Source organism: Sphingobium psychrophilum (genome assembly GCF_012927105.1).
Lineage (GTDB): Bacteria > Pseudomonadota > Alphaproteobacteria > Sphingomonadales > Sphingomonadaceae > Sphingobium > Sphingobium psychrophilum.
Genome location: NZ_JABBFV010000001.1, coordinates 143,787 through 163,346, shown reverse-complemented (window position 1 = coordinate 163,346; position 19,560 = coordinate 143,787). Strand labels below are relative to the sequence as shown.

At 65.2% G+C, this 19,560-nt stretch carries 22 protein-coding genes and 1 tRNA gene; 8 read left to right on the top strand and 15 right to left on the bottom strand.

Annotated elements, in window-relative coordinates:
• Positions 1–7 precede the first annotated feature (7 nt).
• Positions 8–280, top strand: a complete 273-nt coding sequence (locus HHL08_RS00770) for a metal/formaldehyde-sensitive transcriptional repressor (protein WP_169570535.1) — start codon at positions 8–10, stop codon at positions 278–280.
• Positions 277–1,266, top strand: coding sequence for a CDF family Co(II)/Ni(II) efflux transporter DmeF (dmeF, locus tag HHL08_RS00765; protein ID WP_169570534.1), 990 nt, complete (start codon positions 277–279; stop codon positions 1,264–1,266). The genes HHL08_RS00770 and dmeF overlap by 4 nt, the downstream gene beginning before the upstream one ends.
• A gap of 2 nt (positions 1,267–1,268) precedes the next feature.
• On the opposite strand, the gene HHL08_RS00760 is transcribed toward dmeF, so the two are convergent.
• The 4 genes from HHL08_RS00760 to HHL08_RS00745 form a co-directional block, all read right to left on the bottom strand.
• Positions 1,269–1,859: a histidine phosphatase family protein gene (locus HHL08_RS00760; protein WP_169570532.1), complete on the bottom strand. Its 591-nt coding sequence runs from the start codon at positions 1,857–1,859 to the stop codon at positions 1,269–1,271.
• A 12-nt stretch (positions 1,860–1,871) separates the two neighbouring features.
• The gene (kdsB, locus tag HHL08_RS00755; RefSeq protein ID WP_169571067.1) at positions 1,872–2,681 is read right to left on the bottom strand and encodes a 3-deoxy-manno-octulosonate cytidylyltransferase; all 810 of its coding nucleotides are present in this window, start codon (positions 2,679–2,681) and stop codon (positions 1,872–1,874) included.
• Positions 2,678–3,637, bottom strand: a complete 960-nt coding sequence (locus HHL08_RS00750; RefSeq protein WP_169571066.1) for a KpsF/GutQ family sugar-phosphate isomerase — start codon at positions 3,635–3,637, stop codon at positions 2,678–2,680. Before HHL08_RS00750 ends, kdsB begins: the two co-directional genes overlap by 4 nt.
• A gap of 352 nt (positions 3,638–3,989) precedes the next feature.
• Positions 3,990–4,991: an NAD-dependent epimerase/dehydratase family protein gene (locus tag HHL08_RS00745; protein WP_169570531.1), complete on the bottom strand. Its 1,002-nt coding sequence runs from the start codon at positions 4,989–4,991 to the stop codon at positions 3,990–3,992.
• Between the two features lie 159 nt (positions 4,992–5,150).
• Here HHL08_RS00745 and HHL08_RS00740 point away from each other — a divergent pair, with 159 nt between their 5' ends.
• On the top strand, positions 5,151–6,281 hold the full coding sequence (locus HHL08_RS00740) for a GNAT family N-acetyltransferase (protein WP_169570529.1): 1,131 nt from the start codon (positions 5,151–5,153) through the stop codon (positions 6,279–6,281).
• Positions 6,278–7,147 carry a cupin-like domain-containing protein gene (locus HHL08_RS00735; RefSeq protein WP_169570528.1) on the top strand — a complete coding sequence of 290 codons (870 nt, stop codon included), beginning with the start codon at positions 6,278–6,280 and terminating at the stop codon, positions 7,145–7,147. Before HHL08_RS00740 ends, HHL08_RS00735 begins: the two co-directional genes overlap by 4 nt.
• Here HHL08_RS00735 and HHL08_RS00730 read toward each other — a convergent pair.
• The 3 genes from HHL08_RS00730 to HHL08_RS00720 are packed head-to-tail and all read right to left on the bottom strand — an operon-like array spanning position 7,125 to position 9,728.
• Entirely contained in the window at positions 7,125–8,192 is a 1,068-nt protein-coding gene (locus HHL08_RS00730) for a GNAT family N-acetyltransferase (protein WP_169570526.1), read from the bottom strand. The two genes, HHL08_RS00735 and HHL08_RS00730, sit on opposite strands and share 23 nt — an antisense overlap.
• Before the next feature lie 56 nt (positions 8,193–8,248).
• Positions 8,249–8,620, bottom strand: a complete 372-nt coding sequence (locus HHL08_RS00725; RefSeq protein WP_235954524.1) for an Mpo1-like protein — start codon at positions 8,618–8,620, stop codon at positions 8,249–8,251.
• Between the two features lie 52 nt (positions 8,621–8,672).
• On the bottom strand, positions 8,673–9,728 hold the full coding sequence (locus tag HHL08_RS00720) for a serine hydrolase (RefSeq protein WP_169570524.1): 1,056 nt from the start codon (positions 9,726–9,728) through the stop codon (positions 8,673–8,675).
• A gap of 97 nt (positions 9,729–9,825) precedes the next feature.
• Here HHL08_RS00720 and ung point away from each other — a divergent pair, with 97 nt between their 5' ends.
• Positions 9,826–10,539, top strand: a complete 714-nt coding sequence (gene ung, locus HHL08_RS00715; protein ID WP_169570523.1) for a uracil-DNA glycosylase — start codon at positions 9,826–9,828, stop codon at positions 10,537–10,539.
• Between the two features lie 112 nt (positions 10,540–10,651).
• Positions 10,652–11,002, top strand: coding sequence for a glycine zipper 2TM domain-containing protein (locus HHL08_RS00710; protein ID WP_169570522.1), 351 nt, complete (start codon positions 10,652–10,654; stop codon positions 11,000–11,002).
• A gap of 119 nt (positions 11,003–11,121) precedes the next feature.
• Here the strand turns inward: HHL08_RS00710 and rpoZ are convergent, their stop codons facing one another.
• A complete protein-coding gene (rpoZ, locus tag HHL08_RS00705) occupies positions 11,122–11,466 on the bottom strand; it encodes a DNA-directed RNA polymerase subunit omega (protein ID WP_056687026.1) in 345 nt (114 codons plus the stop codon).
• A 126-nt stretch (positions 11,467–11,592) separates the two neighbouring features.
• On the opposite strand from rpoZ, the gene HHL08_RS00700 reads away from it, so the two are divergent.
• Positions 11,593–12,795 (top strand): phospholipase D-like domain-containing protein, encoded by a 1,203-nt coding sequence (locus HHL08_RS00700; protein ID WP_169570520.1) that lies wholly within the window; start codon positions 11,593–11,595, stop codon positions 12,793–12,795.
• Between the two features lie 33 nt (positions 12,796–12,828).
• Here HHL08_RS00700 and HHL08_RS00695 read toward each other — a convergent pair whose 3' ends face one another.
• From HHL08_RS00695 to HHL08_RS00665, 7 genes are all read right to left on the bottom strand, one after another.
• Complete coding sequence (locus tag HHL08_RS00695) at positions 12,829–13,194, bottom strand: hypothetical protein (protein WP_169570518.1); 366 nt, start codon at positions 13,192–13,194, stop codon at positions 12,829–12,831.
• Positions 13,195–13,337: 143 nt separating this feature from the next.
• A complete protein-coding gene (locus HHL08_RS00690; protein ID WP_169570517.1) occupies positions 13,338–13,898 on the bottom strand; it encodes a hypothetical protein in 561 nt (186 codons plus the stop codon).
• The gene (locus HHL08_RS00685; RefSeq protein ID WP_169570516.1) at positions 13,891–15,243 is read right to left on the bottom strand and encodes a sensor histidine kinase; all 1,353 of its coding nucleotides are present in this window, start codon (positions 15,241–15,243) and stop codon (positions 13,891–13,893) included. The genes HHL08_RS00690 and HHL08_RS00685 overlap by 8 nt, the downstream gene beginning before the upstream one ends.
• Positions 15,236–15,970: a response regulator transcription factor gene (locus HHL08_RS00680; protein WP_169571064.1), complete on the bottom strand. Its 735-nt coding sequence runs from the start codon at positions 15,968–15,970 to the stop codon at positions 15,236–15,238. The genes HHL08_RS00685 and HHL08_RS00680 overlap by 8 nt, the downstream gene beginning before the upstream one ends.
• 99 nt (positions 15,971–16,069) lie before the next feature.
• On the bottom strand, positions 16,070–16,900 hold the full coding sequence (locus tag HHL08_RS00675) for a sulfite exporter TauE/SafE family protein (protein ID WP_169570514.1): 831 nt from the start codon (positions 16,898–16,900) through the stop codon (positions 16,070–16,072).
• A gap of 244 nt (positions 16,901–17,144) precedes the next feature.
• A complete protein-coding gene (ald, locus tag HHL08_RS00670; protein ID WP_169570512.1) occupies positions 17,145–18,260 on the bottom strand; it encodes an alanine dehydrogenase in 1,116 nt (371 codons plus the stop codon).
• Positions 18,261–18,344: 84 nt separating this feature from the next.
• Positions 18,345–19,247 carry a peptidylprolyl isomerase gene (locus HHL08_RS00665; RefSeq protein ID WP_169570510.1) on the bottom strand — a complete coding sequence of 301 codons (903 nt, stop codon included), beginning with the start codon at positions 19,245–19,247 and terminating at the stop codon, positions 18,345–18,347.
• Between the two features lie 105 nt (positions 19,248–19,352).
• On the opposite strand from HHL08_RS00665, the gene HHL08_RS00660 reads away from it, so the two are divergent.
• A tRNA-Ser gene (locus HHL08_RS00660) sits at positions 19,353–19,443 on the top strand.
• Positions 19,444–19,560: the final 117 nt, after the last annotated feature.

Below are 19,560 nucleotides of genomic sequence, written 5' to 3'. Positions count from 1 at the left end.
GTATCCTATGCACATTATTGCGGATCGAGATAAATTGTTGGCGCGGATACGCCGGATCGCAGGACAGGTCGCCGCCGTGGAGCGGCAATTGTCTGGCGATGCCGGCTGTTCGGAGACGTTGCAGCTGGTCGCGTCGGTGCGCGGTGCTGTGGGCAGCCTGATGGAGGAACTGATCGAGCAGCATATGCGCGAGCATGTCGCCCGGCCGGGCCTGTCCGACGAGGCGCGTCAGACCGCGACCGAGGAAATGCTGGCGCTGATCCGCCGTTACGGGAAATGACGATGCACGACGACCATCACCATGCTCACGGGGACCACGGCCATGGTGCCCACAGTCCCGCCGACCAACCTGCCGCTGTTCAGGACGATGATGGCGAGGAAAGCCATTATTTCGACCATATCTACCTGTCGGCCGGGCACGACCAGAATGCCAAGCGGACCTTGTGGGTCGTCTGGCTAACCGCCGCGACCATGGTCGTGGAGATCGCCGCGGGCTGGTGGACCGGATCGATGGCGCTGCTGGCGGACGGATTCCACATGGCGACCCATGCCGGGGCGCTGGCGGTGGCGGCGGCGGCCTATGGCTATGCCAAGCGTCATGCGCGCAACCCGCGCTACACGTTCGGCACCGGCAAGGTCGGCGACCTGTCGGGCTTCGCCTCCGCGCTGCTACTGGGCGTCACCGCGCTATTCATCGCGATCGAATCGGGCATGCGCCTGTTCCAGCCGATCGACGTCGCTTTTGGCGAGGCCACTCTGGTCGCGGTCGTCGGCCTGATCATCAATATCATCAGCGCGCTGTTGCTGGGCCACGATCATAGCCATGATCATGACGATGATGGCCACGATCACAAACATGGCCATGCCGACAATAATCTGCGCGCCGCCTATGTGCATGTGCTGACCGACGCGCTGACGTCGGTGCTGGCGATCGGCGCTTTGCTGGCCGGGCGCTATCTGGGCTGGTGGTGGATGGACCCGGCGGTGGGGATATTGGGCGCGGTGGTGATCGCGCGCTGGGCCTGGGGCCTGATGAAGGATACCGCAGCGATTCTGCTCGATACGGCTGAACCGGCGCTGATGGCGCGGGTGCGCACCCAGGTGGAGGCGGAAGGCGCGACGATCCGCGACCTGCATGTCTGGCGCATCGGGCCGCACGCCCATGCCGCGATCATCAGCCTGGCACCGGGCGCCGATGCGCCCAAGGTGCGCGCGCGGGTGCGCGCCCTGCCGCGGATGGAGCATGTCACGGTAGAGTGCGGGTAAAATTAAGGGCGCTCGTCCCAACGAATCAGGCTGACCGCCCCGCTGCGATCGACGGCCAGTTCCCCAAAGGCCCCGGTGCGCAATTTGAGCGCGCCCATCGGAAGGTTGGCGGCGATCAGCGCGAATCGCGCCGCACCGTTGCTGGTGACCAGCAGGTCGACGCCGGCTCTCCTTTCCGCGAAGAGAGCGCGCCAGGCGGCGATGCGGGCGTCGGCGTCCACGATCCAGCCATCGGGTGCGATGCCGCACTCGTCCCAGTCGGCCAGCGCCTGCCCACCGATGCGGGCCAGTACCTGCGCCTCCGCCCGCCCCTCGTCGGGGCCATGGTCGATCTCGCCCAGCCAGTCGCGCGTGCCATCCGCGCCATGGCCGGTCGCAGCAGCGATAGCGGCGGCCGTTTCACGCGCGCGCAGTAGCGGGCTGGACAAGAGACGATCGATCGGCAGCGCCTGGCGTGCGAACCATTGGCCCAGTCGGTCGGCTTGCGCGTGGCCGCTCTCCACCAGCGGGATATCGGTCCGCGCGCCCACGCGGCAAGCATCGGCGCTGCTCGCAAAGGTGTTGCCATGGCGGATGATGAAGATGCGGCGCATGATGGCAGGCGATCAGAGCGGCGGGGTGGGATCGCCATAGACGGCGATCAGCGCCTCAACCCGGCTGATGTCGGCCTCTGTATCGATGCCGCTGCTGTCGAAGCGCGGGGGATCGACGGCGACGGTCATGACCGGGATACCCAGTTCGAGCAGGCGCAACTGCTCCAATCCCTCCAGATTTTCCAGCACAGTGGGCGGGCAGGCCTCGAACCGTTCCAGCGCGTCCAGCGCATAGCCATAAAGGCCGACATGCCGCCAGACGGGCGACCGGGGATCGGTTTCGCGCAGCTTATCCTCATTGCGGATCGCCGGGATGATCGTCTTGGAAAACCACAGCGCGTGGCCATCGGGCGCACGGGCGCAGGTCGTGCCGCTGAAGGGCGAGCGCGTCTTATGTTCGCGCAGCGCGTCGAGCGCGGGCCAGTCCAGCGAGATGACCGGCGTGGCGACCGGCGCGCCACCCTGTAGCGCGGCAATCACCGCGCCGAGCGCGCCTTCGGGCTGGAAAGGCGAGTCGCCCTGGAGATTGACGACGAAGCGTGGCGGCGAGGACTGCGCCTGCGCCGCGGCGAGCGCGCGGCCCGACCCGGTGGCGATGGCGCTGTCGGTCATCACCGCGTCGCAGCCGGCGGCGCGAGCATGATCGGCGATCGCGTCATCATCGCTCGCGACGGTCAAGGCGACGTCCGCGCGGGTGCCGATCGCCGCCCGCGCCATGGCGATCGTGCGGTGCAGCAGCGTCCGCCCGGCGATCAGGCGAAGCGGCTTGCGCGGCAGACGGGAAGACGCCGCCCGCGCGGGAATGACGACGAGAAGGCTCAGGCGACGCCGGCGTGGAGCAGGTCGTGCATATGGACCGCCCCGATCAGGCGGCCATTGTCGCAGACGAAGAGCAGCATGATATTGCGTTCGTTCATCAAGTGCATCGCTTCCGACGCGAGTTCGTCAGGACCGACGGCAAAGGGCGTCAACGTCATGGCGCGGCTCACATTTTCGGTCAGATTCTGCTTGCTGGTTATGGTGCGGCGCAGGTCGCCGTCCGTAAAGGCACCGATCAGCCGGCCGTTGCGATCGACGATCGCCGTGCCACCCAAGCGCGCGCGCGACATTTCGATGGTCGCGTCCAGCAGCGACGCCTCTTCCAACACCATCGGCACGTCGTCGCCGGTGGCCATCAGTTCACGCACCTTGACCAGTTGCGCGCCGAGCCGGCCATTGGGATGGAATTTATGGAAGTCGTCGGCGGAAAAGCCGCGCATTTCCATCAAGGAGATGGCGAGCGCATCGCCCAGCGCCATCTGCACCGTGGTCGATGTCGTGGGAGCGAGCGAATTGGGGCAGGCTTCTTCGACTTCCGGCATCACCACGCACATGTCGGCCGCCATGGCGACGGTGCTGTTGGGCTGGGCCGTGATGGCCACGAGCGGAATGGCGAAGCGCTTGCAATAATGGATGATCGGGCCGAGTTCGGTCGATTCGCCCGAATGGGACAGCATCAGCACGACATCGTCCGGGGTGATCATGCCCAGATCGCCGTGACCCGCATCCGCAGGGTGCAGGAAAATCGCGGGTGTGCCAGTGGAGGTGAGGGTAGCGGTCATCTTGCGCGCGACGATGCCGCTCTTGCCGATGCCGGTGACGATCACGCGGCCGCGTACTTTCATAATGACGCCGATCACGCGCAGGAAGGTGGCGGCAAATTCCCGTTCGGAAAATTTGGCCTCCAGCGCATTAAGCCCGAAAGCTGCAATCGAGAGACTGCGGCAGGCAGTCTCCACGATACGGCCGCCGGAGCCGAACGGGACGATCTTCGAAGCTGGTGTCGACACGCGTTTGCCCTTTTATCCGCTTTCTCACGGCCGAACTCTCCGGCCGGATCAACGGCGACGAACCATCGTATTCGATGCGTCGTCTTTCCCTCGTTCCGCGACCCCTAGCTGATTTTGCAACCAGCATGGGAGCACGGCTTACGCTGTTTCAGGCACTTATGGCAATCTATTTTGCAAGTGCGAAAGAAAATTCGCAGCAATCACAGGCGGTCAGCCCTGATAGCGGCAAGGTGAACTGATTATATATAGCGACAAGCCGTGGAACCAATTCCTATTTCCTACGTGCGCATGCATCATGCGGTCATCGCGTTGCATGATAGTCACGATACCATTGCACGAATCGCGGCACGCCCGACTCGATTCCCGTTGTCGGAGCGAAACCAATATCCTGCGAGATCGCGCTGATGTCTGCATAGGTGGCGTGCACGTCGCCAGGCTGCATCGGCTGGAAGTCGATCTCGGCCTTGCGACCCAGAGCGTCTTCCAGCACGGCGATCAGATGCATTAGTTCTTCAGGTTGGTTATTGCCGATATTGTAGAGCCGGTGCGGCGCGCGACTGCCCCCGGCTTTGGGCGCACCATCGTCGGCGGGTGGATGATCGAGGCAGCCGATGATGCCGCTTACGATGTCGTCTATATAGGTGAAGTCGCGCTGCATCCGGCCATGGTTGAACACCGGGATCGGTTCGCCCGCCAGTATCTTCGAGGTGAAGATCCACATCGCCATGTCGGGTCGCCCCCAAGGACCATAGACGGTGAAGAAGCGCAGGCCCGTCATGGGGATGCGGAAGAGATGAGCGTAGGTTTCGCTCATCAGTTCATCGGCGCGCTTGGTCGCGGCGTAGAGCGAGACGGGGTGGTCGGCGCGGTCCTCCACCCGAAAGGGCAGCGTGTCGTTGCCGCCATAGACCGAAGAGGAGGAGGCATAAACCAAATGCCGCACCCGCCGTTCCCGCGCCAGTTCGAGCATGTTGACATGGCCTGCCAGGTTGGAGCGGACATAGGCATGGGGATTGATCAGCGAATAGCGCACCCCCGCCTGCGCGCCCAGATGCACGATCGACTCGATCACCTGGTCGGCCAGCGCGGCGTGCAGCGCGTCAAGGTCAGCGAAATCCAGTTCGTGGAAGGTGAAGAGCCGACCATGGTCGGCCTGCAATCGGGCGATCCGGTCCCGCTTCAGCGATACCGGATAATAATCGTTCATATTGTCGATGCCGATCACGGCATGGCCCTGCGCCAAAAGCCGGTCGGCGACATGCATGCCGATGAATCCGGCAGCTCCGGTAACGAGGATCGTCATGCATTTCCCTCTTGGCCTGGGTGCAGATGCGCGTCCCCTCCCCCGTCTCAGACAATCCACCACGGCTTGTAAAGCCCTGATCCGCCGCAAGCCGCGCGGAACGCTCAGACTTTCGCCGATCTTTACCCCCCTCTAATCTTTATCACCTAAGCGAAGGCCATGGACATGGCATCCCATCCGGCGCTCCCGTCGCGCGACCTGATCGAGCAGAGCCAGCAGGCGCGCTGGCTGGCTCTGGCGCGCGACACCGCGGAGGCCAACGCCTTCTATGCGCCCGACATGCTGGTCGCGGCGATCCATCATCTTGTGGGCGACGGAGACATCCACCTGATCGAGGCGCGCGACGGCGATAGGGCGATCGGCCTGCTGCCCGTCGTCCGCAAGCCCCGCCACGGCCGTCTGCCGATCGGCTGCGTGGCGAACTGGATGCACGATCATTGCTTCTTCGGCGCGCCGATCATCCGCCGGGGGCATGAAGTCGCCGCGTGGCGCAGCTTCCTGGCGCAGCTGGACGCAGCGCCCTGGGCGCGCGGTTTCCTACACCTCGAAGCGCTGGATGCCGCTGGTGCCAATGCCGCGGCGCTGGAAGCCTTATGCGTGGAGCAAAGGCGCGGGCGACTGGAAATCCATCGCTATGATCGCGCCATGCTGCGGTCGGACCTGACCGGCGACGCCTATTGGGAAACGCAGGTCCGGTCCAAGAAGCGCAAGGAATTGCGCCGCCTGCAAAAACGGCTGGCGGAGATGGGGGCTGTCGAGACGCGCCTGCTGACCGAACGGGATGATCTGGCGCGATGGTGCGGCGATTTCCTGGCGCTGGAGGCATCGGGCTGGAAGGGGCAGGAAGGCACGGCGCTGGCGTGCAAGCCGGCCGATGCCGCCTTCTTCCGCGCCGCCTGCGCCGCCGCCTTCGACGCCGGACGCCTGCACATGCTGCGAATCGACCTGGATGACAGGGCGATCGCGATGCTGGTCAATTTCCGCCATGGCGAAGGGGCTTTCTCCTTCAAGATCGCGTTCGACGAGACGCTCGGCCGCTTTTCGCCGGGCGTTCTGATCGAGATCGCCAATCTGAACGCGGTCCAGGCCGATCCGGCGATCGGCTGGATGGATAGTTGCGCCGCCCCCGATCATCCGATGATCGACAGCCTGTGGGCGGAACGGCGGACCATCGTGCAATATCGCATCGCCCTGCATGGCGTCGGCATCGCCCGGATGCAGCGCGGCGCCGCCTTCGCACTCGCCAACGGAGTGGAGGCGATCGCCAGAAAACTGAAAGGACAGGCATGACCGCCCATAGCCCGATCGCTCCGGCCGCCGACGCCATTTTTCCCGACGATGCGCGCGCCGCCTTTGCCGCCGCCTATCCCGACCAATCGACCAAGCTGCACCATGGACTGGTCGGCCACGGCCTGCTGACGCTCGACGCGCTGGCGACGCTGGCCGAGCGGATGCCCGCCGCCTCGGTCGAATATAATCTGGGCAAGCTGCCGCTTGGCGTGCGGCCGGAGGATACGCCGTCCAACGGGCTGACGCTGGGCGAGACGATCCGCACGATCGACAGCAATGGCAGCTGGGCGGTGCTGAAGAATGTCGAGCGCGACCCGGCCTATGCCGCGCTGCTGGACGCGGCGCTGGCGGAACTGGCCCCGATCGTCGCGGACCGGACCGGGCCGATGCTGCATCGCGAGGCGTTCATCTTTCTCTCCTCACCTGGCAGCGTCACGCCTTTCCATATGGACCCGGAGCATAATATCCTGCTCCAGATCATGGGCATCAAGACGATGACCGTCTTCCCCGCGCGCGACCAGCATCTGGTGCCGGCGCAGAAGAGCGAGGATTTCCATGGCGGCGGCCACCGCAACCTCGTCTGGCAGGACGGGTTCAAGGCGCGTGGTACGGCCGTGCGGCTGGCGCCGGGCGACGCGATCCATGTGCCGGTGAAGGCGCCGCACTTCGTCGAGAATGGCCCGACCGTGTCGGTCAGCCTGTCGGTGACATGGCGGTCGGAACGCAGCGTGGCGGAGGGCGAGTTGCATAGTTTCAACGCGCTGCTGCGCAAGCGCGGCCTGCCTGTCGGCACGGTCACCTCGCGGCCGGAGGCGCAGGGCATCCGTCGCCTCGTCTATCGCATCATGCGGAAGCTGGGCGCTTAAGCAACCGGCGCAGCAGCGCTTCGGCTTCGAGGCGCGGGCTGAACCGTTCCAGCACCCACCATTCCAGCGATTCCTCGCAGGTAGCAAGGCTCTGCTTGTAGCGATCCTTGCCCGCCAGCAGCGAATAGCGGGACAGGCCGCGCACAGCATAATGGCCGACCGCCGCCGTATGGCACAGCAGGCCGGGCTTGTCCTTGGGGGTGCGCGGCGCGGCAAAGGCGGACTGATAGTTCATCGCCACGCCGCGATGGACGAAATTGACCAGCAGCCCGACCACGCCACCGGCATCGGTGAAACGCAGCAGTTGCACCGCACCCGATGACAGACCCCGCGCGCAGATGGTGCCGACGAAACCGCGGAAGCCGGCGTCGTCCCAGGCATTGTCGGCATGGCGACCGCCGTTGAGTACGGCCATTTCTTCCAGCCAGGGCGTGACGTCGTCCAGGCCGCCAATAGCCACATCGGGAAGCGGGCCGCCATGATCCTTCATCGCGCGGCGGATCTGGCTGCGCGTATTGGTGCTGAGCAGCGACAGATAGTCGCCGTCGGCTGCGCGTACAGCGTCGAGATCGACCTGATAGACGGGCGACACATCGATCCGGTTGCGGCGGCGCGCGGGCAGGCCGAGCAGCGGCGAATCGGGCGCGATCCCGCTGAGCGTCAGCGCCCGCCAGTCGCGGCGGCGCGTGAGGGCAGCGATCGCGGCCGCGTCGGCTTCCGTTTCGCGCCCGGCTTCGGTCAGCAGGCCATTATATTCGACATAGGGTCGATCGGCCTGGGGATCGCCCGACTGGTTGAGGCTGAGCGTCGCAATGCCGCCCAGCAGGCGCGGCTGCATGGCATGGCCGACCAGCGCCAGCGCCACATCCTGTCCCGCTGCGTCCGTGACGGCGAGCAGATCGGGCCGGACGCCATAGCTGTCGAGCCATGCACCAACCCAAGTCCAGCCGAGGAAGAAACTACCTTCCGACCGCGCCTCCAGAGCCTGCCAGCGCTCAGCCAGGGTCGCCCGGTCGGGCTGCGAGAAGGTCGCGGATACTATCATCGCGCCCTTTTGGCAGAGCACGGGGGCGGGTCAAGCGGATCGCTCAGCCAAATCGATCAGGCAGAGACGCGCAGGGCCGGATCGACCGTGCCGTCGGCGCGCACCCCGGCGCGGGCCAGGTCACGCCCCATATGGCCGGTCAGGAAGCGATACCACATGACGAAATCGGCGCGCAGCGACCAGAACGGATAGCGGAAGGTGGCGGGGCGATTGCGTTCGATCAGGCTGTGGCCGGCCCAGGCGAAACCATAGCCCACCAGCGGCAGGGCGGCCGCCATCCACCATCGCCCGGCAAAGGGTGCCGCGGCGACCAGCGCCACCACCAGGCTGGTGCCCGCATAATGCAGCGCGCGGGTGCCCGGACGTGCATGTTCCTGTAGATAATAGGGCCAAAAGTCGCGGAAGCGCTTCATGCGTGTCACGGCCATAGGTCTGGCATCCTCTCTTTGACCGCAAGCGTAACGACACAGCCGGTGGCTGTTAAGTCTTATGCGCCAGACCGTGCGCCCTGTCGGGAGCATAGAGGAAATAGTCATAGGCCGCCCGCGCCGCCTCCGCGATGATGCGATCCCGCGCCACATGGCCCTTGCCGTCCTTCATCACGAAGACCGCGATGGCGAAGCGGCGGCCGTCAGGCAAACGCACCACGCCCGCATCATTGCCGATGCCGTTCAACGACCCTGTCTTGTGCGCGACCGCCGTGCCGGGTGGCAACATGCCGACGATGCGCTTCTTCCCCGTTTCGCAATTCGCCATGATGGTGAACAGGCGCTGGGTGCTGGCCGCCGACAGCGCGCGGCCCGATTCATAGGCGGCGATCAGGTCGAGCATCGCCGAGGGTGTCGATGTATCCTGTATTTCATTGGCGAAGGCCATATTGGGCAGATCGCGGATGTCGCGCGTGACCAGTTGCGGATCGGCGCGGCGGGCGGCGTCCGCATTCTGGCGGAAGCTGCCCGCCAGCGGATGGATGCCCATGGCGCGGTAGAGGAGATGCACAGTGTCGCTGTCGACGCGCAGCCCGGTGACGCCCAGCTTGTTCACGAAGCCGGTGATCGCCTGCGGCCCGCCCGCACGCGCGACCAGCACGTCGGTCGCATTATTGTCGCTCTTTTGCAGCATCAGTTCCAGCAGCCGGTCGATCGACAGGCTCGCGCCGGGGCGGGAGAACATCCAGGCGATGCCGCCTTCGCTCGCCAAGGCAGGGTCGAGCGCAAGCTGTTCGTCCAGGCGCGCCTGCCCCGCATCGACCAGCGCGAAGATGCGCCCCGCCACCGCGACTTTGTAAGCGCTGGCCATCGGGAACAGTGTGTCGCCATTCAGTGCCTGCGTCTCACCCGTTTGCAGGTCGCGCACCGCGATCCCGACCGAACCGTCCGACAGGGCGGCAAAGCGGGCGAACTCGCCCAACAATTTCGCTTCGGCGCTCTGCTGGACCAGCGGCTTGGGCTGCGGACCGAAGGCATCGGCGCTGGGCAGCGGGGCAAGGAATAGGCCAAAGGCGGCGAACAGGCTGACGGGGCGAGCAAACGACATGATTTTTCCTGTCGCGGATCGGCGCGCGGGAGGCAAGAGGCTTTGCCCCCGATTGAGGCAGGTTGACAGGGCTTTGCGCCCCGCGCCATCAGGCGGCATGAGCGACACCATCAAGCTGCACGAAAGCTGGCGCGCGCCGCTGGCCGACCAATTCGCCGCCCCGCATATGCAGGGGCTGAAGGATTTCCTGCGGGCAGAAAAAGCGGCGGGGAAACGCATCTTCCCCAAGGGCAGCGAATATTTTCACGCGCTGGACCTGACGCCGCTGGACCAGGTGAAGGCCGTGATATTGGGGCAAGACCCCTATCATGGCGAAGGGCAAGCGCATGGCCTGTGTTTTTCGGTGCAGCCGGGCGTGCGCACGCCGCCGTCGCTGGTCAATATCTACAAGGAGATGCAGGCGGACCTGGGCATCGCGCGGGCGAGCCATGGCTTTTTGGAGCATTGGGCGAGGCAAGGCGTGTTGTTGCTCAACAGCGTATTGACGGTCGAGATGGGCCGGGCCGCGTCGCATCAAGGCAAGGGCTGGGAACTGTTCACCGACGCGGTGGTGCGGATCGTCGCACAGAAGGAGGAGCCGGTCGTCTTCCTGCTGTGGGGCGCCTATGCCCAGCGCAAGGCAGGCTTCGTTGACGAAAGCCGCCATCTGGTGATCAAGTCCGCCCACCCCTCCCCCCTGTCCGCGCATAACGGTTTTCTGGGATCGCGGCCCTTTTCCAGGGCCAACGCCTTTCTGGAAGCCAAGGGCCGCGGCGCGATCGATTGGGCGCTGCCGGAACTGGGCGGCGGGCAGCAGGCGCTGTCGCTTTAGCACCTTAGCGCCATAGCTGAACGGTGCATAACAGGCCGGTTCAGGAACGAAACAAGTGGCTCATGCGATACCCAGATCACAGTCAAAGAATACAGGTCTGAGGAGAAGTCACATGATCATTCGCAAAGCCGCCCTGGCCATCGCTCTTGCCGCCGCATCGCTGAGCGCGGTCGCACCGTCCGTCTCCTACGCCCGCGACCATGATCGTCGCGGTCATCATCGCGAGTATCGCAGCGATCATCATCGTGGCGACCGTTATGCGCAGCGTCGCAGCTATCGTGACGACAACCGCTATCGCTGCCGCAAGTCGGGCGGCACCACCGGCCTGTTGGTCGGCGGTGTAGCCGGTGCCCTGCTGGGCCGGGCCGTCGATACCCGCGGCGACCGTGCGCCGGGTACGATCATCGGCGCGGGCGCTGGTGCGCTGGCCGGCCGGGCGATCGACCGCAACGGCAGCTGCTAAAAACGCAAAAGGCGCTTGGGACATGCCGTCCCCCGCGCCTTTTTCTACGTCACCAAAAGCGAGGCCCGGTCCTGCTTACGCAGGCCGGGCCTTCGTTCCTCTCCAAACTTGTCCAGCGATCAGCCGTCGTAATCGCCGCCGATATTCTGGTTGCGCGGCGGCGCAGCGGCGGTGAGGCGCAGGGCCTCCGCCGACTGGGCGATCGATCCGATCTCGTCCGGCGTATCGTCGTCATCAATCTGCACCTTTTGCAGCGACGCAACGACCGAAGCATGGAGATCGGCGGGCAATACGGTTTCCTCTGCGATCTCACGCAGGGCGACGACCGGATTCTTGTCGCGGTCGCGGTCGAGCGTCAGCTCGGCCCCGCCGGAAATTTCCCGTGCGCGCTGCGCAGCGAGAAGGACGAGGTCAAAACGGTTGGTAACCTTGTCGACGCAATCTTCGACGGTAACGCGGGCCAAACAGGGCCTCCTGCAAATAACGGAAGGAAAGTCGTGAACAGGGCGCCTAGCATCGGTCCTAATCAGAGTCAATGAGAAGGCTATAAAGCCATGGCGAAACCCGATTAAAATAGGCATGAGGGCGCCATGGCGACTACCGACCCGACACCCGCTTGCGCCGCTGCGGACGATATCCGCCTGGACCTGCAGGGCAATCATCTGCGCCTGATCGCGGACGGCCCGGCGTTGCGCGACGCGCTGGTCGCCCTGATCGACGGCGCGCAGCACAGCCTGAAACTCTATTATTATATCTTCGCGGCCGATGGCAGCGGGACGCTGGTGCGCGACGCGCTGATCGCCGCGCGGCGGCGCGGGGTGACAGTGACGCTGATGGTCGACGGGTTCGGATCGGCCGCTACGCCCGACGACTTTTTTGTGCCGCTGATCGAAGCAGGTGCGCATTTCGCGCGGTTCGGGACCAGCCGCTCCACCCGCTATCTGATCCGCAATCATCAGAAGATGGCGATCGCCGACGACAAGCGGCTGATGATCGGCGGCTTCAATGTCGAGGACGGCTATTTCGGGATACCCGCCGACGATTGCTGGCGCGACATCGGCCTGCTGATCGTCGGCGACCAGGTGGAGGCGATGACGCGCTGGTATGGCCAGCTATGGCGCTGGGGCTCCACCAAGAAGCATCGGTTTCGCACGTTGCGACGTATGGTCCGACAATGGCATCCCTCGCTGCACCACCATCCTGACGACCCGTTCCGCTGGCTGATCGGCGGGCCGACCCGGCGGCTCAGTCCCTGGGCGCAGGTTGTGAAACATGATCTGGAGCAGGCGCAGCGGGTCGACATGATCGCCGCCTATTTCTCGCCAGGCCGCGGGATGCTCAAGCGCATCGCCCGCGCCGCGCGACGCAAGGGGGCGCGCATCATCCTTCCAGCCAAGTCGGACAATGGCGCGACCGTGGCCGCCGCGCGATTGCTGTATGGGCCGCTACTGCGGCGCGGGGTGGAGATTTACGAATATCAGCCTTGCAAGCTGCACATGAAGCTGATCGTCATCGACGACGCCGTCTATGTGGGATCGGCCAATTTCGACATGCGCAGCCTATTCATCAACCTGGAGGTGATGTTGCGGGTGGAGGATGCCGGATTTGCCCAAGAGGTGCGCCAGTTCGTTGAGCGTGAGGCGGAGCGGAGCCGGGCCATCAGCCTGGAGGCGCATCGGTCCGGCCGCAGCGGCCTCACCCTGCTGAAACAATGGATCAGCTATCTGCTGGTCGGCGTGCTGGACTATACGGTGACACGGCGGCTGAATTTCCGCGACCCGAATGCCGATTGAGGGGGCAGGCGCTGCCCGCCCCCGTATCAGGCGTCAGCGGCCATTGTCGGTCAGTACGCGCACCTCACCCATCGGATAGCCCTTTTCGGCCATTTCCTTGGCGTAATCGCCGCGTGCATCAGCCAGTTCAGCACGATATTCCTCCCAGGCGTCGCGATTATCCTCCGCATCGGACGAGCCGCGCAGATCGCTGGTCAGTTCCTTGCGCGCTTCGGCAAGATCGGTCTGATAATGGAACCAGTAATTATTTTGAACGCCCGCGATCGGCGCCTGATAGACGAGTTGGGTTTCGACCTGGGCCAGCTGTTCTTCATAGCTGACCGGCCCTTCCTGCGCCAGAACGGCGGCGGGCGCCATGCCTAGCAGGGCGGCGGAGGCGAGAAGCTTTGCGTACATCATGGGTTCTTCTCCTCTTCTGATCTGAACCATGGAGGACACAACGCGCCGACCCCGGCCTTTTTCGCCTGAACGGATGTGCAGAATGGACGAAGCGAGGAATTGAGACGACGGGCCGAAGCGGGCGCAACTCGAAAAAGTCGGACTTATCGCACAACCAGGTAGAAGGCCGCCGGAACAGGCCCGCCATTTTCGATCACAATGTCGTAGCGATCGGTGAAGAGCGGCAGCCACGCGCAGTCTGCTTGGGCTTCTCCGATCGGCTTGGCGCAGAGCGTATTGCCGTCCGCGCCCTGCACCCGCATCGACAGATTGGCTGCGCCGCGGGCAGGCGCGACCGAGATTTGGGCGCGCTGTCCGGCGAAGAACAGCTGACGCACGGTCATGCTGCCCCGCGCGCCGAGCGATCCGCGCCGATAGGCCGGCCCCAGCGCCCGCCCCCGGAAACCCAGCGCCGAGCGGGTGACGCCATGATCCTGCGCCTCCTGCGTCCAGCGCGCAGCCAGATCATCCTGTCCCTCCGCCGGGGTCGCGCCGAGCGCCTTGAGGATTTGCGCGGTGTCGAGCAACGCGGCGTGATTGCCATCGCCCTGCGCCACATCGCCTTCCATCAATGTCCGCAACACCGGATCGGCGGGCAAAATGTCGGCCGCCGGCGCGGCCGGCCCGGCGGCGAGCAGCAATCCCGACAAGAGCAGCCTAATCATCGCGATCCTCCGGCTGGAGCACGAACCGCGCACCAGGCGCGGCGTCCTCCACATGCAGCGACAATTCGTGTCGCTCTGCGATCGCCCTGGCGAGCGAAAGGCCAAGGCCATGCCCCCCACCCCGCGCGCCGTCAAGCCGGACATAGCGTTCGAACACCCGCTCCCGGTCAGCGGGCGGGATCCCGGGGCCATTATCCTGCACCACGATATGCGGGCCGGGGGCCAGTTCCAGCACGATCGAGCCGCCGCTGGGCACATATTTGAAGGCATTGTCGAGCAGGTTGGACATGAGCCGCGTCATCTGCATCGGGTCGGCACGCGCCCGCACGCCTGGCGCGATCCGCGCATGGAAGCCGATGCCCAAATCCTCCGCGCTGGCGCCATAGAGATCGGCCAGGCTTTCGGCGATGTCGCTCAAATCGACTTCGGCCAGGCCGCGCAGGTCGCCGCGCATCGCCTGGGTGCCGGCAATGTCGAGCAGCGAATCGAGCAGCCGCACGACGCCGCGGATTTCCGCACGCGACTGGTCAAGCGTGCGCAGCAGCGCTTCGTCCTGCGTCCCCTCCATCGCCTTGAGTATGCGGGTGTCGAGATGCATCAGCGGGGTGCGAATCTCATGCGCGGTCTGGTCCGACACGGCGCGCTGCGCCTCCACCAGCCGTTCGACCTGGTCGAGCATGGCGTTGGTGTTGGCGGCCAGTTCGGCCAGTTCGTCATTATTCCCCGGCCCCGGCGCGCGCGCGGCGATCCGCCCGGCGCGGACGGCGGCGAAGGCCGCGTTCACCACCTCCACCCGCGCGCGCAGGCGACGGGCGGCAAAGTGACCCGCGATCAGGCTGAGCAGCGCGATGCCTGCCCCGGCGATGGCGAAAGCCATGGCGAGCCGCGCGAGCAGCGCCTGGCCGCGATAATTGCTGCGTCCCACCAGCAGGCGGGCACCGGTGCCAAGCTGGGTCGCCCGCGCGAACATGCGGTCACCATCGGGCAAGATGACATAGCGCGCCTCCGACACTTCGGACGCGATCATCGGCCAGCGATCGAGATTGCCGGCCAGGCGGCGGCCGGCCCGATCGGTCAGCAGATACCAGCTGCGTTCGCCATCCTCGCGGTTCATGACGAGCCGGTCGGCGATCCGCGCCCTGAGTTCCGCCTCATCGCTGCTAAGATAGACGTCGGCAAGGCCCGCCAGGTCGGTGTCTACCTCTCGCGCCAGCATCGTCCGGCCATCATCCTCGACGATTTTTTGGACCACCAGGAACAGCGCCAGCGTGGACAAGAGGCTGACCAGCAGCGCCGAAAGCGTGACCCGCCCAAAGACCGACCGAAACAGGCCGGGTCTAGGCACTCGGCGACCCCGTACCCGTCCCTGGCCCTGCCCCCGCCGCGGCGATCAGCCGATAGCCGGTGCCCCACACGGTTTCCAGCACCGGACCGTCGAATCCGTCCTCCAGCTTCCGGCGCAGGCGGCCGACATTGACGTCCACGACATTGGTCTGGGGATCAAAGCTCAATTTCCACACCTGGCGCAGCAGCATTTCGCGCGTCACCACTTCGCCTGCATGTTCCATCAGATAGCGGAACAGTTCGAATTCCTTGGGCGAAAGCGGCAAATGCCTGCCCTGGCGAAAGGCCGTGCGCGCCTTCACATGACATTCCAAGTCGCCGAACAGCAGCACCGGCTCATGACTGCGCCGACTGGCCCGACGCCACAGCGCGCGGACGCGGGCGACCAGTTCGTCGGGTTCGAAGGGCTTGGCGAGATAATCGTCCACGCCGCTTTCCAGCCCCTCGACCCGATGTTCGCTGCGGCCGAGCGCCGACAGCATCAACACCGGCGCGCCCACGCCGGCCACGCGCAGCCGGGTGACAATGTCGATGCCGGACAAATGGGGCAGCATCCGATCGAGGATGATGACGTCGTGGCTGCCGCCGCCCGCGCGGTTTAGGCCGGTGGCACCGTCGATCGCTTGTTCCACCACCATGCCAGCGTCGGTGAGGATCGTGGCGATGTTGGCGCGCGCGGCCTCATCATCTTCCACCAGCAATATCGAAATCGCGTCTGCCTGCGCCATCATGTCCCCCGGCTCGCAGATAACGCGAAAGGCCGCCAGTGACAAAGCTTGTTAGCCCGTCACCGGCGGCTTTGTTCAGCCTTGAATTGAAAGGCCGGTTTATCCTTGCAGGCCGGCGCGGAACATGATGACCGAAATGATGATCAGATAGGTGCCGAAAATCTTCTTGAGCGGCCCGGCCGGCAGGCTGTGCGCGGCGGCAACGCCCAGCGGCGCGGTCAGCATCGACATGGAGGCGATCGCCAGCGTCGCGGGGATATTGATATAGCCCAGCGAACCCCAGGGCAGACCGCCTTCCTTGAACCCGATGATGGCGAAACCGATGGTGGTGGGGATGGCGATCAGCGTGCCGATGCCCGATGCCGTCGCGATCGCGCGGTGAATGGTGCGGCCGCAGAGCGTCATCACCATGATCGCAATCACGCCGCCGCCGATGCCGAGCAGCGAGGAAAAGGTGCCAAGGCCCCCGGCGATCCCCATGCGGACGATGCCCGATGGCATGGTGTCGCTGACGACCTTGCCACTGATGCTGGGCAGCAGGAAATTGAGCGACATCAGGCCGACGCCGGTGGCGAAGATCATCTTGAGCGTATTGCCGTCGACATGGCCCGCGAGCATCACGCCGACGCCGCAGCCCAGCACGATCCAGGGCGCCCAGGCCCGCAGCACTTCGAACTCCACCGCGCCGCGCTTGGCATGGGCCAGCAGCGAGCGGATGGAGGTGACGATGATGGTCGCCGCCGACGTACCGATCGCGACATGCGCAATCGCGTCATGCGTGCCGCCCAGCAGGGGCAGCACGACCAGCAGCGCTGGCACGACGACGAAACCGCCGCCAATGCCGAAAATGCCCGCGGCAAAGCCCGCCACCAGTCCGGCGGCCAGCATCGAAACTAGCGGGACAAGCCAGGTCATCAGTTCGCCGTGCATTATCGCGTCCCTTCCTGCCCGATGCGGTCAGCGCACATGTTGCTGCGTTCGCCTTTACGGATCAAGGCGGGGAAAGTGGGGAAATCGACCATGACGTAAAACCATGCCTCTCTTCGGCGAAATCAAGCTGCATGGGGGGCATGTGGTCATGTCCCCCTGACCCGCTAGACGAACGAGAGGCGCGAACCCGCAAGGCCATGGCCTAAAGTGCAAGACGATGGAGAGACAAAAGGACGTCGCGGCATCAGGCGACCGCGTCGTCCGCGGGCGTATAGGGCAGGCCCAGATCTTGCGCGACGGCCTGATAAGTGACCTTCCCGTCCCAGATGTTGAGGCCCGCGCGCAGGTGCGCGTCGCCACGCAATGCGTCCTTCCACCCCAGTTCGGCGATGCGCAGCGCATGGGGCAACGTCACATTGTTGAGCGCATAGGTACTGGTGCGCGCGACCGCGCCGGGCATGTTGGCGACGCAATAATGGACGATGCCGTCGATAATATAGGTTGGGTCGGCATGGGTGGTGGCGTGGCTGGTTTCGAAGCAGCCGCCCTGATCGATCGCGACATCGACCAGCACCGCGCCCTTTTTCATGGTCTTCAGCATCGCGGCGGTGACCAGCTTGGGCGCGGCAGCGCCGGGGATCAGCACCGCGCCAATCACCAGATCGGCGTCCGCCACGCATTCGGCGAGGTTCGCGCGGTTGGAAAAGCGAGTCTTGGCCCGCGCTTCAAAATACATGCCGAGCTTTTCCAGCACTTCGGGGCTGCGATCGAGGATGGTGACGTCGGCGCCCAGGCCCGCCGCCATCTGCGCCGCGTTGAAGCCGACCACGCCGCCGCCGATCACCGCCACTTTGGCCGGCAGCACGCCCGGCACCCCGCCCAGCAGCACGCCGCGGCCACCATGCGCCTTTTCCAGAGCCGTCGCCCCGGCCTGGATCGCCATGCGACCAGCGACCTGGCTCATCGGTTTCAGCAGCGGCAGGCCGCCATGGGCGTCGGTCACGGTTTCATAGGCGATGCAGGTCGCGCCAGACGCGATCAGATCGCGGGCCTGGTCCGGGTCGGGCGCAAGGTGCAGATAGGTGTAAAGGATCTGGCCCGGCCGCAGCAGGGCGCGCTCCTGTGACTGCGGCTCCTTCACCTTCACGATCATGTCGGCGGTAGCGAATATGTCGGCGGCGGTAGCGGCAATCTCCGCCCCCGCTTTCTTGTACAGCGCGTCGCTGGCACCGACCCCCTCGCCCGCGCCGCTCTCCACCAGCACGCGATGACCGTGCGCTGTCAGTTCATGCACGCTTTCGGGGGTCAGGCCGACGCGATATTCGTGATTCTTGATTTCCTTCACGGTGCCGACGATCATCGCGCCTCTCCAAAAATGGGGGCACGTTGCCATCGCGCCGCTCTGCGCCATCATAGCGCAGGCGGGATGACGAAGGTTCCCGTTTTAAGGCGCGGCCCTGACCGGCACCGGCGCATTGCAGATGTCTACGCCGCCGGCCGGCCGGTCGTAGAAATCATCCTTCCGGTTGGCGCGCAGGCGCAGATAGTCGGCGAAGCTGGAGGACAGCGTATCCATCATCTCGAAGCGCGGGCGGTCGGCAAAGGACAATTCGCTGGCGAGGCGAACGGTCAGGATCGGCACCTGATGTTCGGTCGGCGTGTAGAAGCCCAGTTCGCCCGATCCGCGCGGTAGGCTGGACAGATACGCCATGCCCTCGATTACGCGGCCGACGACGGCGATGTTGCGGTCGAGCTGACGTGGCGCCTGACCGATCACGGTGTAAAGTTCGGCGCCCGTCCCGGCGTCCGGCGATAGATTGCGGCCGACGCCGACATAGCCATAGCAATGGGGCAGCCAGGCCGACGTGCCGTCCATCGCCACCGGCCAGCCGCCCACGAAGCCGGTCGAGGGGGCGTAGGGATCGACATAGGGCAAGGGCGTTACTGCAAGCCGGCGCGTCGCCAAGGGCAGCGTATAATCGGCCGGGCTGGTGGGAGACAGGCCGGGCGGCATCGGCTTCTTCTCGGTCGCGTCGCCCCATTGCACGACATAATTATCCTGCACCCGGTTGATGCTGGTGCCGTCCCACCAATGCGCCTTCGCCAGCGTCGCAATGTTGGCGACATGGCGTGGCGAGAAGGCGGGCGCGAGCTGGATGACCACGCGCTTGCCGCCCTCTATAGTCATGATCAGCAGTTCGTCCGCGGATATCGGCCGCCACGCGCCTGCCGGCGCCTGCACCACTACGGCGGCCGGCGTGGCGGGCGGATCGGCGGCGAGCGCCTGGGTAGCAAGACAGGTGGGGAGGATGGCGGTGGACAGCGCAAGCGCGAGGAGGCGGTTCATCGCGCGATCAAACAGCGGCTGCGGCATAAAGTAAAGCATCCCCTGCCCATAGCCCTTGCCTAGCGGCACATCGCGCGATAGGGAGCCGCACTTCCAGTGCAATGCGGAGCGGTGGCCGAGTGGTCGAAGGCGCTCGCCTGGAAAGTGAGTATACGCCAAAAGCGTATCCAGGGTTCGAATCCCTGCCGCTCCGCCAAGACCTTGTTTCCTATATCCCTAGCGAACCGAAAAAGCCCAGCATTTCCGGGCCTTCCGGGCTGATTCGCGTCCCACCTCATCCTCTCGCATCCGTCGGTGACCGATTTGGCGTGTG

Excerpts from the sequence above, each read along its gene's own strand:
- HHL08_RS00770 (WP_169570535.1), top strand. The coding sequence starts at position 8 with ATGCACATTATTGCGGATCGAGATAAATTGTTGGCGCGGATACGCCGG.
- dmeF (WP_169570534.1), top strand. The coding sequence starts at position 277 with ATGACGATGCACGACGACCATCACCATGCTCACGGGGACCACGGCCAT.
- HHL08_RS00760 (WP_169570532.1), bottom strand. The coding sequence starts at position 1,859 with ATGCGCCGCATCTTCATCATCCGCCATGGCAACACCTTTGCGAGCAGC.
- HHL08_RS00745 (WP_169570531.1), bottom strand. The coding sequence starts at position 4,991 with ATGACGATCCTCGTTACCGGAGCTGCCGGATTCATCGGCATGCATGTC.
- HHL08_RS00740 (WP_169570529.1), top strand. The coding sequence starts at position 5,151 with ATGGACATGGCATCCCATCCGGCGCTCCCGTCGCGCGACCTGATCGAG.
- HHL08_RS00735 (WP_169570528.1), top strand. The coding sequence starts at position 6,278 with ATGACCGCCCATAGCCCGATCGCTCCGGCCGCCGACGCCATTTTTCCC.
- HHL08_RS00730 (WP_169570526.1), bottom strand. The coding sequence starts at position 8,192 with ATGATAGTATCCGCGACCTTCTCGCAGCCCGACCGGGCGACCCTGGCT.
- HHL08_RS00725 (WP_235954524.1), bottom strand. The coding sequence starts at position 8,620 with ATGGCCGTGACACGCATGAAGCGCTTCCGCGACTTTTGGCCCTATTAT.
- HHL08_RS00720 (WP_169570524.1), bottom strand. The coding sequence starts at position 9,728 with ATGTCGTTTGCTCGCCCCGTCAGCCTGTTCGCCGCCTTTGGCCTATTC.
- ung (WP_169570523.1), top strand. The coding sequence starts at position 9,826 with ATGAGCGACACCATCAAGCTGCACGAAAGCTGGCGCGCGCCGCTGGCC.
- HHL08_RS00710 (WP_169570522.1), top strand. The coding sequence starts at position 10,652 with ATGATCATTCGCAAAGCCGCCCTGGCCATCGCTCTTGCCGCCGCATCG.
- HHL08_RS00700 (WP_169570520.1), top strand. The coding sequence starts at position 11,593 with ATGGCGACTACCGACCCGACACCCGCTTGCGCCGCTGCGGACGATATC.
- HHL08_RS00695 (WP_169570518.1), bottom strand. The coding sequence starts at position 13,194 with ATGATGTACGCAAAGCTTCTCGCCTCCGCCGCCCTGCTAGGCATGGCG.
- HHL08_RS00690 (WP_169570517.1), bottom strand. The coding sequence starts at position 13,898 with ATGATTAGGCTGCTCTTGTCGGGATTGCTGCTCGCCGCCGGGCCGGCC.
- HHL08_RS00680 (WP_169571064.1), bottom strand. The coding sequence starts at position 15,970 with ATGGCGCAGGCAGACGCGATTTCGATATTGCTGGTGGAAGATGATGAG.
- HHL08_RS00675 (WP_169570514.1), bottom strand. The coding sequence starts at position 16,900 with ATGCACGGCGAACTGATGACCTGGCTTGTCCCGCTAGTTTCGATGCTG.
- ald (WP_169570512.1), bottom strand. The coding sequence starts at position 18,260 with ATGATCGTCGGCACCGTGAAGGAAATCAAGAATCACGAATATCGCGTC.
- HHL08_RS00665 (WP_169570510.1), bottom strand. The coding sequence starts at position 19,247 with ATGAACCGCCTCCTCGCGCTTGCGCTGTCCACCGCCATCCTCCCCACC.